Source organism: Salinispora oceanensis (assembly GCF_000383575.1).
In the GTDB taxonomy this organism is placed as follows: Bacteria; Actinomycetota; Actinomycetes; order Mycobacteriales; family Micromonosporaceae; genus Micromonospora; species Micromonospora oceanensis.
Genome location: NZ_KB911579.1, coordinates 4,044,618 through 4,057,999, shown reverse-complemented (window position 1 = coordinate 4,057,999; position 13,382 = coordinate 4,044,618). Strand labels below are relative to the sequence as shown.

The window sequence follows — 13,382 nt, the reverse complement described above, 5'->3', positions numbered from 1 at the left end:
CAACCCACATCGTGCAGGAGGACCCAGGCGTGACGTCCACCAGTGAGCGGCAACGCGCGGCGGCCCGCGCTCGGCTCGAGAAGGAGATGGCCGAGCGGACCGCCCGGGCTCGTCGGCGTCGACAGACCCAGGCGATCGTCGGGGCGAGCGCGGCTCTCCTCCTGGTGGTCGCCGGCACCGTCTGGCTGGTGTCGAGCCTCGGCGACGACTCGGCGACCGACTCGACCACCACCGCCGGTGCCACCGAATGCGTCTTCACCGAGATCCCCGCCGACCAGCGGACCCCACAGATCAAGGACGTCGGCCTGCCGAGCGCCCAGCAACCGAACACCGGCACCCAGACCCTCACCATCGACACGAACCTCGGGCCGATCACGGCCAAGGTCGACCGGTCCGAGACGCCATGCACCAGCGCCAGCTTCACCCACCTGGCGGAGCAGAACTTCTTCGACAACACCAAGTGCCACCGCCTCGTCACCGAAGGAATCAAGGTGCTCCAGTGCGGTGACCCGAGCGCGACCGGTGACGGCTGGCGGGAAACCGACGGCACCGGCGGGCCGAGCTACGGGCTGGTTGAGGAGAACCTGCCCACGGACAAGCGGCCCCCGTACCCGGAGGGCGTTATCGCGATGGCCAACTCCGGCGCCCCCGGAAGCACCGGCAGCCAGTTCTTCATCGTCTACGGCGACTCGCCGCTCGACCCGAACTACACCGTCCTCGGCACGATCACCGGCGGGATGGACATCGTCAAGGAGGTCGCGGCGGCCGGCGACGACGCGGCATACGCGCAGATGGGCGGCGGACACCCGAAGAAGGAGGTCACCATCACTGACCTCACGATGAGCGCGCCCCAGGGCTGACGCCCCAGCGAGAGACCACGAGCGCCCCCGGCTCCGGCCGGGGGCGCTCGTGCGTGCTGATGGCTCAGGAGCCGGAGGTGACCCGGTAGGCGTCGAAGACGCCGTCGACCTTCCGCACCGCGGCCAACAGGTGCCCCAGATGCTTGGGGTCGGCCATCTCGAAGCTGAACCGGCTCACCGCCACCCGGTCCCGCGTGGTCGTCACGGTCGCGGAGAGGATGTTGACCCGCTCGTCGGAGAGCACCAGGGCCACGTCGGTGAGTAGCTTGTGCCGGTCGAGCGCCTCGACCTGGATGGCGACGAGGAAGGTTGACGCGCTGGTGAGCTTCCAGCCCACCTCCACGACCCGCTCCCCCTGTGTCTTGAGGTCCTCGGCGTTGGCGCAGTCGTCCCGGTGCACGCTCACCCCGCCGGAGCGGGTGACAAACCCGAAAACCGAATCCGGCGGGACCGGGGTGCAGCAGCGGGCCAGCTTGATCCACACATCGCTGACGCCCCGGACGACGACACCCGGGTCGTTGCTGCTGGCCCGGCTCCGTGGCGGGCGGGTGGCCACCGCGGTCTCGGCGATGTCCTCGACCGCGCCCTCCTCACCGCCGTAGGAGGCCATCAGCTTCTGCACCACCGACTGGGCGGAGACGTGACTGTCACCGACCGCCGCGTAGAGCGAGGCGACATCGGCCAGGTGCAGATCCCGGGCGATCGCCATCAGGTTGTCGGAGCTGAGCATCCGCTGTAGCGGCATGCCCTGCTTGCGCATCGCCTTGACGATCGCGTCCTTGCCGGCCTCGATCGCCTCCTCGCGCCGCTCCTTGTTGAAGTACTGCCGGATCTTCGTACGCGCCCGCGGGCTCTTGACGAACCCGAGCCAGTCCTGGGTCGGGCCGGCCGTCTCCGACTTCGAGGTGAAGATCTCGATCACATCGCCGTTGGAGAGCGTCGACTCCAACGGCACCAACTTGCCGTTGACCCGCGCCCCGATGCACTTGTGCCCCACCTCGGTGTGCACCGCGTACGCGAAGTCCACCGGCGTGGACCCCGTGGGCAGCGGAAAGACGTCGCCCTTCGGGGTGAAGACGTACACCTCCTGGCTGGACAGGTCGAAGCGCAGCGCGTCCAGGAACTCGCTCGGGTCGGCCGCCTCCCGCTGCCAGTCCAGCAGCTGCCGCAGCCAGGTCATCTCATCGATGTGCGCCGGCGGGCCCACGATCTGGGTGCCCTTGTGCTCCTTGTACTTCCAGTGCGCCGCGATACCGAACTCGGCCGTACGGTGCATCGCGTACGTGCGGATCTGCATCTCCACCGGCTTGCCGGTGGGCCCGATCACCGTCGTGTGCAACGACTGGTACATGTTGAACTTCGGCATCGCGATGTAGTCCTTGAACCGGCCCGGCACCGGCTGCCAGTTCGCGTGAATCACACCCAACGCCGCGTAACAGTCCCGCACCGTGTCAACCAGGATCCGCACACCCACCAGGTCGTAGATGTCGTTGAAGTCCCGCCCCCGCACGATCATCTTCTGGTAGATCGAGTACAGGTGCTTCGGCCGACCGGTCACCTCCGCCCTGATCTTGGCGGACTTCAGGTCGGTGCCGACCTTCCTGGTCACCTGTCGCAGCAGCGCCTCCCGCTGCGGCTGGTGCTCCCCGATCAGTCGGTTGATCTCCTCGTACCGCTTCGGGAAGAGGGTGCCGAAGGCCAGATCCTCCAGCTCCCACTTGATCGTGTTCATACCCAGGCGATGTGCCAGGGGAGCCAGGATCTCCAGCGTCTCCTTGGCCTTCTGCTCCTGCTTCGGCCGCGGCAGGAAGATCAGGGTACGCATGTTGTGGAGCCGGTCGGCCAGCTTGATCACCAGGACCCGTGGGTCCTTCGCCATGGCGACGACCATCTTGCGGATCGTCTCCGCCTTCGCCGCATCGCCCAGCTTGACCTTGTCGAGCTTGGTCACCCCGTCAACCAGCAGCGCCACCTCGCCGCCGAAGTCGGCCCGCATCTGGTCCAGCGTGTACTCGGTGTCCTCGATCGTGTCGTGCAGCAGCGCCGCGACCAGCGTGGTGGTGTCCATGCCCAGATTGGCCAGGATGGTGGCCACCGCGAGCGGATGGGTGATGTAGGGGTCGCCGGACTTGCGGTACTGGCCGGAGTGCCAGCGAGCCGCCGTGTCGAAGGCGCGTTGCAACAGCCGCGCGTCGGCCTTCGGGTGATTCTCCCGGTGACTTGAGATCAGCGGTTCCAGCACCTCGCTGACCTGCGATGACTGCCAAGGCGCGTTGAACCGGGCCAGCCGGGCCCGCACCCGGCGCCCGGTCGGCGCGCTGGAGAGTGCGAATCCGCCGCCGGGAACGGTCTCGGGCACCAGGTCGCCCCGCTTCGGAACGACCGCCTCCTCGCTCCCCGCGTCCGGGCCGGTGCGGAGGGCGTCGGTCGCTCCGGCGCCACTACCGGGACCAACCCCGGAACGGGAGCCACCACTGCGGTCGGTCACCGAGCCGTCGCCTGTCGGGTGCACCGTGTCCTCCAACGGAGGGGCGACATCGTGAGACACCGTCCTCCTCACCGCTCGCCAGACGCGCCGGCCAGGCGGCCGACGTCGGATTCAACCGGCCGCACGGACCGGCGTTGTCGATCCAACCGGCCGCACGGCCGGTGTGGGCCCCGCCGACCTCCGGCCGCCGGGTCCTCGCCACCGGACGAATCGACGCGCCCGGTTAGCAAATGGCAATGCTACCCGCACTCAGGGGGCGCCGCCGTCTCGCCGACCCGGGCCGCACCGGGTCATCCGCCCCGGCCGGACGATCAAACGGTCAGCAGGGCATGGACCGGGCGCGGCGCCAGCCGCTCACGACCGCCCAGGAAGCCCAACTCCAGCAGGACGGTGCAGCCCGCCACCGTACCGCCGGCCCGCTCGACCAGGTCGAGGGTCGCCTCGGCGGTGCCACCCGTGGCGAGTACGTCGTCCACCACCAGGACCCGGTGCCCGGCCGTGAACGCATCCTGGTGCACCTCCAGGGTGGCCTCACCGTATTCCAGGGCGTACGACGCCGAGTAGGCCACCCGGGGCAGCTTGCCCGCCTTGCGTACCGGCACCACCCCGACGCCGGCGGCGTACGCTATCGCTGCCGCGACCACGAAGCCACGGGCTTCGATCCCCACCACGGTGTCGAACGAGTCTCGCCCGTGGTAACGCACGATGCCATCAATGATTTCGCGAAAGGTGTCCCCATCGGCGAAGAGCGGCATCAGGTCCTTGAACATGACACCGGGCTTCGGGAAATCTGGCACGTCCAGCACCCGGCTGGCCACCAGTTCGGCCATCTCCCGGCCGCTGTCCCCTCGTACCACGGTGGTGTGGGTCTCTGTCACGCGGTTCCGCTCCCTTGTTCCGACGACGGCGTCCCGCACGCCGCTCGCACAGCATGAAGGACGCCGTCGTTCCGTTCCACTGGCGCGTCAGCGCCGCTTGCCGCCCGGACGGTTACCGCCACTGCGCGCACCACGCGTGCCGGTCGGCCGCTTGCCCGCCGGCCGTGCCCCCACCTTCGGGGCCGCGCCGGCGAGGGCCGGCGCCCCCGGGTCGAGCTGCTCGTCGGCGCTCTCGGTCAGCCGGGGCGCGCTCTTCGTCGCACCCTCGCCACGCTCCAGCGCGGCCCGCCGGGCCAGCACCCGCTTGTTGTGCGCCTGGATCCGCGGCTCCTGGTTCTTGAGCAGCACCAGCAGCGGGGTCGCCAGGGTGATCGAGGAGAAGAACGCCACCGCCATACCGACGAACAGCACCAGGCCGAGGTCCTTCAGCGTGCCCGCGCCGAAGAAGCCGGCCCCGATGAAGAGCAGGCCGCCGACCGGGAGCAGGGCCACGATCGAGGTGTTCAGCGATCGCATGAGGCTCTGGTTGATCGCCAGGTTGGCCGCCTCGCCGTACGTCTGGTTGTTGTTCGCGGTGATGCCGCGGGTGTTCTCCTGGATCTTGTCGAAGACCACCACCACGTCGTAGAGCGCGAAGCCCAGGATGGTGAGGAAGCCGATCACCGTCGACGGGGTCACCTCGAAGCCGACCAGCGAGTAGACGCCGGCGGTGAGGACCAGGTTCATCAGCAGGGAGCTGACCGCACCGACCGCCATCCGCCACTCGAAGCGCAGCACCAGGTAGACCATCACCAGCACGAGGAAGATCACCAGACCGAGCACCGCCCGCTTGGTGACCTGGCTACCCCAGGCCTGGCTGACCTGCTCACCGCCAACGTCGCTGACCGGGAGGCCGAACTCCTGGGCTACCGCCGCCTTGACCGCGTTGGCCTGCTCCGCGCTGAGCTGCGAGGTACGCATCTCGTAGAAGTCGTCACCGGTACCGCCGACCTTCTGCGCGGTGACCACCTCCGCTCCGCCACCCTCAGTGGCCAGCGCGGCGTCAACCGCCTCCTCGGCCTGTTCCAGGGTGCCGACACTGGCGGGAACCTGGATCGAGTTACCGCCAGCGAACTCGATTCCGAGGTCGAACCGGAGGAACGCGAAGCTCAGTACCGAGATCAGGGCCAGCGCCCCGGCGACGCTGAACCACACCTTGCGACGGCCGACAATGTCGAGACCGGCCTCACCACGGTAGAGGCGACTCGCGAGACCAGCACCGGCCATCTCAGGCCTCCTTCGCGTGCGGGTTGCGGGGCTGGGCCGGCTTGTCCCGGGCCGGCAACGCCCGGCCGAGGCCGCTGACCCGCGGGGACAGGAACGCCCGGGTACGGGCGAACATCGTCATGATCGGGTGTCGGAAGAGGAAGACCACCACCAGGTCGAGGACCGTGGCGAGGCCCAAGGCGAAGGCGAAGCCCTTGACCACGCCGACCGAGACGATGTAGAGCACCACCGCGGACATCAGGGTGATCGCGTTGGCGGAGATGATCGTCCGACGGGCGCGGATCCACGCCCGGGACACCGCGCTGCGGGGGCTGCGCCCTTCCCGGATCTCGTCCTTGAGCCGCTCGAAGTAGATGACGAAGGAGTCCGCCGCCACACCGAGCGAGACGATCATGCCGGCGATTCCGGCGAGGGTGAGGGTGAACCCGATCTGCCGGCCGAGAACCACCAACGCGCCGAAGACGAGCAGCGCGGAGAGCACGAGGCTCAGGAAGATCACGGAGCCGAGCAGCCGGTAGTAGAAGAACGAGTAGATGATCACCAGCAGCATCCCGATGCCGGCCGCGAGCAGGCCAGCCCGCAGGTGGCTGGCGCCCAGGGTCGCGGTGACGTTCTGCTGCGCCTGCGGCTCGAAGGTCACCGGCAGCGCGCCGTAGCGCAGCGTGCTCGCCAGGTCGCCGGCGTCCTGCTGGGTGAAGTTGCCGGTGATCTGCGAGTTATCGGTCAACACACCCAGGATCTCCGGCGAGGAGACGATCTCGTTGTCCAGCACGACGGCGACCCGGCAGTTGCCGCTGTCCCCGAGCGCGCTCGGGTCACAGGCCTCGCCCTCGTTCCGGAACGCCTCACCGGTCAACGCGGTCCACTTCTCCTGGCCCGAGTTGGTGAAGTCCAGGCTGACCACCCACTGGCTGGTCTGGTCTAGCAAGGCGTTGGCGTCGTTGATGTCGGTGCCGACAACCTTGGCTTGGTCGAGCAGGTACTTGAGGCTGCCGAACTCACAGGCGACGACCTGCTGGTCAACGGCGGAGATCGACGCCGGCGGACGGGCGTCAAGCTGCGCACAAGTGATCTGCGGGACGTTGAACTGCACCTGGGCCGGCAGCACCGCGACCTCGCGGTCGGTCAGCGACGCGAACGGCTTGAGCTTCTCGACCAGCGACGGGTCGGTGGCCAGGTCGTTGGGCGACTGGAGCGCGTTCGCGGCCTCCCAGGCGGGCGCACCGACCTTCTGCTCGACTGCCCTGCGCTGCTCCTCGATGCTGGCCGGGGCCGGGGTGGCGCTGTCACTCGCCGCCGGTGTCGCGCTGGGCGAGGAGGAGGCGCTCGGCGTGGGCGTGACGCTGGGCGAGGCCGTGGGGGTCTCGCTCGGCGCCGCGGCACCACCGCCCTCACCTCCGGTCGGCGAGGCCGTGACCTGGACACTGCTCGACGGGGTCGGGGAAGCGCTGCCGGTCGCGGACGGCGTGGCGGAACCGGACGGCGTGGCGGAACCAGACGGCGCAGCGGAACCGGACGGTGTGGCCGAGGGGGTGTCGGTCGGGCTCGGCGCCGGGTTCGCCGCCGCACCACTACCGTCGGTCACCTGGAGCACCTTGCGGAAGCGCAGCTCCGCGGCGCTGCCGACCTCGGTCAGGTCCCGGTTCTCGCCGGGAAGGGAGATCACGATGTTTCGGTCGCCCTCGGTGACGACCTCGGCCTCGGCAACCCCGAAGGCGTTGACCCGACTCTCGATGATCTGCCGGGCCTCCTCCAGGCTCTCCGCGGTCGGTGCCTGGCCGTCGACGGTGTTGGTCGCCTCCAGCGTCAGCCGGGTGCCGCCGACCAGGTCGAGACCGAGCTTGGGCTCGAGCCGGTCCTGCCAGCCACCGCTCGCGCCGCCGCCGAAGAAGACCAGAAGATAGAGGACCACGAAGATGAACCCGAGCACGGCGAGCTGCCGCCCGGGGCGCATCTGTTTCTGAGGTGGTGCCACGGCTGTCCTGTCTCCCTGTGGGGTCACGCCGCCACGCCAGCGGCGGCTGTCGGCCGGGTAGACCGGCCGAAGCTATGTGGGGGTCGCCGCGGCGGCGAACGGGCGCCGACGCGGAACGCCACCACACCCTGCACCTACCGTGGGTGGCGTATCGACCCGATTGTCAAATTTTCGTCCAACTCATGCGCTACCCGGCCGCCGAAAATGACGGGCGGGGTATCACTCCTTGATTGCGTCCGCGTCGTCGGCCGCCGCGTCAGCGGGCTGCTCCGCCTTGGTGACGACCCGCGCGATCGCGGGACGGGCGTAGCGGGTCTCCACGCCGGGGGCGACCTCCAGCAGCACCGTCTCGTCGTCCACGCCGGTGACGGTGCCGTAAAGCCCGCCGATGGTGACGACCTCGTCACCATGCCCCAGTGAGGACTGCATGGCCGCCGCCTCTCGGCGCCGCTTCTGCTGCGGACGAATCATCATGAAGTACATGACTCCGAAGAGCAGGACGATCATAAGGATGGGCGTGAAGCCGCCGGCGCCGCCGCCATCTTGTGCCAAAAGCACGGTGGTAAAACCTTCCCATTGGCCTTCGTACCGGCACAAGGGCACCGGGCTGAAGGCGATTTCTCACATCTGTACAGACCGCGGCGAGTCTAGTCGCTCCACCTGGGAACACCGAATGCGGCACAGATCACGTTCGCATCACGGCTGATCAGGCTCCACCGAGAACAGGGCACGCGCGGGAGGGACATCCGGGCCAAATGTACCATTCGGCGGCGTACGCCCCAGGTGGTGCCAGGCCGCCTCGGTGGCGACTCGACCACGCGGTGTTCGGGCGAGGAGACCGGCCCGCACCAGGAACGGCTCACAAACCTCCTCCACCGTGTCCGGCTGCTCCCCCACCGCCACCGCCAGCGTGGACAGGCCGACCGGACCACCCCGAAACAAATCCACCAGCGCGGTGAGCACCGCCCGGTCAAGCCGGTCCAGCCCCAACGCGTCCACGTCGTACACGGTGAGGGCCGCCTGCGCGGTCTCCCGGGTGACCACGCCGTCGGCCCGGACCTCGGCGAAGTCCCGCACCCGACGCAGCAGCCGGTTCGCGATCCGGGGAGTGCCCCGCGCGCGGCCGGAGATCTCGGCCGCACCGTCAGCGGTGATCGGCACACCGAGGATGCGGGCCGAGCGGTTCAGCAGCCGCTCCAGGTCGGCCGGGGAGTAGAAGTCCAGGTGTGCGACGAAGCCGAACCGGTCCCGCATCGGGCCGGTGAGCAGCCCAGCGCGAGTGGTCGCCCCAACCAGGGTGAACGGCTCCACGTCCAGCGGGATGGCGGTCGCCCCGGGACCCTTGCCCACCACCACGTCAACCCGGAAGTCCTCCATCGCGCTGTAGAGGAGCTCCTCCGCCGGCCGGGCGATCCGGTGCACCTCGTCAATGAAGAGCACATCCCCCTCGCCGAGACTGGTCAGAATGGCTGCCAGGTCACCGGAACGCTCGATCGCCGGACCGCTGGTCACCCGGATGCTGGTGCCCAGCTCAGCGGCGACGATATTGGCCAGGCTGGTCTTACCCAGCCCCGGTGGGCCCGACAGGAGGATGTGATCGGGCGGACTGCCGCGGCGTAGCGCACCCTGAAGCAGCAGGTCGAGCTGATCCCGGACCCGCTCCTGCGCGATGAACTCGGCCAGCCGGCGCGGCCGGACGCTGGCCTCCGCGTCCCGCTCGGCGTCGCTCACATACGCCGAGACCAGATTGTCGCCCGTCATCCCGATTCCTCACCCGTGGCCCGGATGCGGTCGCCCGACCCACTCCGCCCGCCCGTCATCGCGTGCGGCCCAGCAGTCGAATCGCCTGCCGGAGCAGGACCGGCACCGGGGGGACCTCCCCCTCCACCGTCTCCGCCACCGCGATGACCGCCTGATCCGCCTGCGCCGCCGTCCAGCCGAGCCCGACCAGGGCCTGACGCACCTGCTCCGGCCAGTTACCGGTCGTGACGCCGGCCGCGGCGTCGGCACCGACCGGGGTGGGACCGATCCGGTCCCGCAGCTCCAGTACCAGCCGCTCGGCGCCCTTCTTGCCGATCCCCGGCACCCGGGTCAACGCGGCGATGTCGGCGTTGGCGATGGCCGCCCGGACCGCCTCCGGCGCATGCACCGCGAGGACGGCCTGGGCGAGTCGGGGGCCGACGCCGCTGGCCGTCTGCAAGAGTTCGAACAGGGCCTTGGCGTCGTCGTCGGCGAAGCCGTAGAGGGTCAGCGAATCCTCCCGGACGACCAGGCTGGTGGCGAGGCGGGCCGGCTGACCCACCCGCAGGTCGGCGATCGTGCCCGGCGCACACTGCACCGCCAGGCCAACCCCGCCGACCTCCACGACGGCGTGGTCGGGACCGGTCGCCGTCACCACCCCCCGGACACTGGCGATCATCGGCCTCCTCCTCCTCGTCGTCGGGCCCGGTCGGCGGCGGTCGCCAACTTCGAACGGGTGCCACCGCGCCACACATGGCAGATGGCCAGGGCCAGGGCGTCGGCGGCGTCCGCCGGGCGGGGCGGGGCGGAGAGCCGCAGCAGCCGCGTCACCATCGCGGTCATCTGGGCCTTGTCGGCCTGACCCGAGCCGGTCACCGCCGCCTTCACCTCGCTCGGAGTGTAGGTCTGCACCGGCAGGCCCGCCCGTGCCCCGGCGAGAACAGCGACCCCGCTGGCCTGTGCCGTGCCCATCACCGTGCGGACATTGTGCTGGCTGAACACCCGCTCGACAGCCACGCTGTCCGGCCGATGCTCGGCCACCAGGGCGGTGAGCGAGCGGTCCAGGGTCAGCAGGCGCAGCGGCAACTCGTCGTCGGGATCAGTGTGGACGACGTGGTAGGCGACCAACGTGCAGGGGCGCCCCGGCACGCCCTCGACCACGCCGACCCCGCACCGGGTCAGCCCCGGGTCAACGCCGAGCACGCGCACGCCGCCTCCTCCCCGACCGCCAGCAGTACGTGTGTTCGACACCCTATCGAGATCGTCGGAGCCGCAGCCGGCGGGACACGCCGGAGCCCGACGGCGGCGCCGGCACCGAGCCCGACCGGTGGTGCCGGCACTGCCGGGATTCACCCGATGTCGACTGCGACCACACAGCCCCGACGACGAGTATGTGCCGCTACCCCATGTGCGCCTGGCCGTACAGGTCGTAGTTTCATGCGCCATGACGGCAGATCCGAGGACGACCCCCCACGTCGTACAGGTCGATCTCACCGGCCGAACCGCCCTGGTGACCGGCGGCGGCAGCGGCATCGGGCGGACGTGCGCGCGACGACTCGGCGCCGCCGGCGCCACCGTGGTGGTGGTGGACCGGGACCTCGCCGCCGCCCGGACAGTCGCTGCCGAGGTGGGCGGCGTAGCCGTCGGTGCCGACCTGGCGGACCCGGAGACGGTCAACCGCCTCGACACCAAGGTCGATATCGTGGTCAACAACGCCGGACTCCAGCACGTCGCCCCGGTCCCGGAGTTCGCCGTGGAACGCTTCGAATACCTGCACCGGGTGATGGTCGAAGCCCCGTTCCTGGTCATCCGCCGGGCCCTGCCGCACATGTACGCCGCCGGCTGGGGACGCATCGTCAACATCTCCTCGGTGCACGGGCTGCGTGCCTCGCCGTACAAGGCGGCGTACGTCTCGGCGAAGCACGCGTTGGAGGGTCTGTCCAAGGTAGTCGCCTTGGAGGGGGCCGCGCACGGCGTGACCGCCAACTGCGTCAATCCGGCGTACGTGCGCACCGCGCTGGTGCAGCGCCAGATCGCCGACCAGGCCGCCAGCCACGGCATCCCGGAAGCCGAGGTCGTCGAGAAGATCATGCTGGGCCGGGCGGCCATCAAGCGGCTGCTCGAACCGGAGGAGGTGGCCGAGTTGGTGGCGTACCTGTGCTCACCACCGGCGGCCTTCATCACCGGTGCGTCCATCGCGCTCGATGGGGGGTGGACGGCGAACTAGGGCACCGGCGCACAATGGCCGTCATGTCCTCGCCGGTGGAGTTCCTGGAGCTGCTCGCCCGCGAAGCCGCGGCGGTGGAGTTCGAGGGCCCACTTGTGGCCGCGCGCACCACCGGCGCACCGCCGGAGCGGCTGGCCGAGCTGGAACGGGCCAAGCAGGTCGCGCTGCGGGTGCGGGCCCTGCTGGAACGACGGCGACGCCGGGAAAGCGAGCTCTCCGGGCTGTACGACACCGTCAGCGACCTGGCCGGGCTCCGCGACCTGGACGACGTGCTGCGGGCGATCGCGCGCCGGGCCCGGCACCTGCTCGACGCTGACGTCGCGTACATGACACTCAACGACGACCGGCGCGGCGACACCTACATGCGGGTGACCGACGGCTCGGTGTCGGCCCGGTTCCAACGGCTGCGGCTACCGATGGGCGCCGGCCTCGGTGGTTTGGTCGCCCAGTCCGGCGCCCCGTACGTCACGGCGAACTATCCGGCGGACGACCGGTTCCACCACACCCGCGAGATCGATGCCGGCGTCGGTGAGGAGGGGCTGGTGGCGATCCTCGGCGTGCCGCTGCGGCTGGGCTCGATCTCGATCGGCGTGCTCTACGCGGCCAATCGCTCGGCGCGCCCGTTCGCCCGGGAGGAGGTGGCCCTGCTGGCGTCGCTGGCCGCGCACGCCGCCGTCGCGATCGACACCGCTCGGCTGCTCACCGAGACCCGCTCCGCGTTGGCGGAGCTGTCCGCGGCCAACACCACCATCGGGGCGCACAGCGCGTCGGTGGAGCGCGCGGCGGCGGCCCACGACCGGATGACCGCGCTGGTGCTCCGCGGCGGCGGAGTGGAGGAGGTCGCCGCCGCCGTACCGGAGGTCCTGGGTGGAGCGCTACTGGCCCTGGACGCCGAGGGGCGGCTCCTGGCCCGGGTCGGCGAGATCGACGAACCGAGGCGGGCGGAGATCGTGGCGGCGGTGGCCGCGTCCCGGGCCGCGGGGCGCAGCGTGCGCCGCGGCCCACTCTGGTACGCCGCCGTGGTCGCCGGCGCCGAGAACCTGGGGGCGTTGGTGCTTCGCCCGGACGACGAGCTGGTCGACGCCGACCAGCAGATCCTGGAGCGGGCCGCCCTGGTCACCGCGCTGCTGCTGTTGTTTCGGCGGACGGTCGCCGAGGCGGAGGGGCGGGTCCGCGGCGAACTCCTCGACGATCTGATCGCCGATCCGCCGCGGGACACCGACGCGCTCCGCGACCGGGCCCGCCGACTCGACGTGGACGTGGACACCGCGCAGGTGCTGGTCTGTGTGCACGACGGCGCGATCGCCGCGACGGACTCGGCCCGGCAACGGACCCTCTCCTGGGCCACCACCTACGCCGGCACCCGCGGCGGCCTGGCCGCGGCCCGGGACGGGAAGGTGGTGCTGATGCTGCCCGGCTCGGGCGCGGGCACCGCCGCCCGCGCGGTGGCGCGGGACCTGTCCCGGCTGACCGGGCGACGGGTGACCGCCGGCGGCGCTGGTCCCGCCACCGGTCCGGCCTCGCTGGCAGCGGCGTTCCGGGAGGCGGAGCGCTGCCTGACCGCGCTCGGCGCGCTCGGCCGAGCCGGGCAGGGCGCCAGTGCGGACGAGTTGGGCTTCGTCGGCCTGCTGCTGGGCGCGGTCGACATCGGCGGCGACCGCGACGTCTCCCGGTTCCTGGCAGCCACCGTGGGGCCAGTGCTCGACTACGACGCTCGCCGAGGCACCGCCCTGGTGCGGACCCTGGAGACGTACTTCGGGGCGGGGAGCAGCCTGACCCGCGCCGCAGAGCAGCTCCACGTGCACGTCAACACGGTCACCCAACGGCTGGAGCGGGTCGGTCACCTCCTCGGCGGCGACTGGCAGCAGCCGGAGCGCGTGCTCGAGGTGCAACTCGCACTCCGACTCCACCGCCTCCGCCACCCGCCCGGCTGAGCCCGCGCCGGTCG

General features: G+C 70.6%; 11 protein-coding genes. 3 read left to right on the top strand and 8 right to left on the bottom strand.

Annotated elements, in window-relative coordinates; genetic code table 11:
- The first annotated feature begins 29 nt into the window (after window positions 1–29).
- Window positions 30–860, top strand: a complete 831-nt coding sequence (locus tag SALPAC4_RS0118790; RefSeq protein WP_027644361.1) for a peptidylprolyl isomerase — start codon at window positions 30–32, stop codon at window positions 858–860.
- A gap of 64 nt (window positions 861–924) precedes the next feature.
- Here SALPAC4_RS0118790 and SALPAC4_RS0118785 read toward each other — a convergent pair whose 3' ends face one another.
- The 8 genes from SALPAC4_RS0118785 to ruvC all read right to left on the bottom strand — a co-directional run bounded on the left by SALPAC4_RS0118785 (window position 925) and on the right by ruvC (window position 10,416).
- On the bottom strand, window positions 925–3,384 hold the full coding sequence (locus tag SALPAC4_RS0118785; RefSeq protein WP_019871639.1) for a RelA/SpoT family protein: 2,460 nt from the start codon (window positions 3,382–3,384) through the stop codon (window positions 925–927).
- A 275-nt stretch (window positions 3,385–3,659) separates the two neighbouring features.
- Window positions 3,660–4,226, bottom strand: coding sequence for an adenine phosphoribosyltransferase (locus SALPAC4_RS0118780; RefSeq protein WP_018730036.1), 567 nt, complete (start codon window positions 4,224–4,226; stop codon window positions 3,660–3,662).
- Window positions 4,227–4,313: 87 nt separating this feature from the next.
- Window positions 4,314–5,492, bottom strand: coding sequence for a protein translocase subunit SecF (gene secF / locus SALPAC4_RS0118775; RefSeq protein WP_019871638.1), 1,179 nt, complete (start codon window positions 5,490–5,492; stop codon window positions 4,314–4,316).
- Between the two features lies 1 nt (window position 5,493).
- Window positions 5,494–7,446, bottom strand: coding sequence for a protein translocase subunit SecD (secD, locus tag SALPAC4_RS0118770; protein ID WP_019871637.1), 1,953 nt, complete (start codon window positions 7,444–7,446; stop codon window positions 5,494–5,496).
- A 240-nt stretch (window positions 7,447–7,686) separates the two neighbouring features.
- Entirely contained in the window at window positions 7,687–8,025 is a 339-nt protein-coding gene (gene yajC, locus SALPAC4_RS0118765; RefSeq protein ID WP_027644359.1) for a preprotein translocase subunit YajC, read from the bottom strand.
- Window positions 8,026–8,163: 138 nt separating this feature from the next.
- Window positions 8,164–9,228 carry a Holliday junction branch migration DNA helicase RuvB gene (ruvB, locus tag SALPAC4_RS0118760; RefSeq protein ID WP_018730040.1) on the bottom strand — a complete coding sequence of 355 codons (1,065 nt, stop codon included), beginning with the start codon at window positions 9,226–9,228 and terminating at the stop codon, window positions 8,164–8,166.
- A 55-nt stretch (window positions 9,229–9,283) separates the two neighbouring features.
- Window positions 9,284–9,886 (bottom strand): Holliday junction branch migration protein RuvA, encoded by a 603-nt coding sequence (ruvA, locus tag SALPAC4_RS0118755; protein ID WP_019871635.1) that lies wholly within the window; start codon window positions 9,884–9,886, stop codon window positions 9,284–9,286.
- Complete coding sequence (gene ruvC / locus SALPAC4_RS0118750; protein ID WP_018740294.1) at window positions 9,883–10,416, bottom strand: crossover junction endodeoxyribonuclease RuvC; 534 nt, start codon at window positions 10,414–10,416, stop codon at window positions 9,883–9,885. Before ruvC ends, ruvA begins: the two co-directional genes overlap by 4 nt.
- 235 nt (window positions 10,417–10,651) lie before the next feature.
- Here ruvC and SALPAC4_RS0118745 point away from each other — a divergent pair, with 235 nt between their 5' ends.
- A complete protein-coding gene (locus SALPAC4_RS0118745; protein WP_019871634.1) occupies window positions 10,652–11,434 on the top strand; it encodes a 3-hydroxybutyrate dehydrogenase in 783 nt (260 codons plus the stop codon).
- A gap of 14 nt (window positions 11,435–11,448) precedes the next feature.
- Window positions 11,449–13,368, top strand: a complete 1,920-nt coding sequence (locus SALPAC4_RS0118740) for a helix-turn-helix domain-containing protein (RefSeq protein ID WP_019871633.1) — start codon at window positions 11,449–11,451, stop codon at window positions 13,366–13,368.
- The last annotated feature ends 14 nt before the right edge of the window (window positions 13,369–13,382 follow it).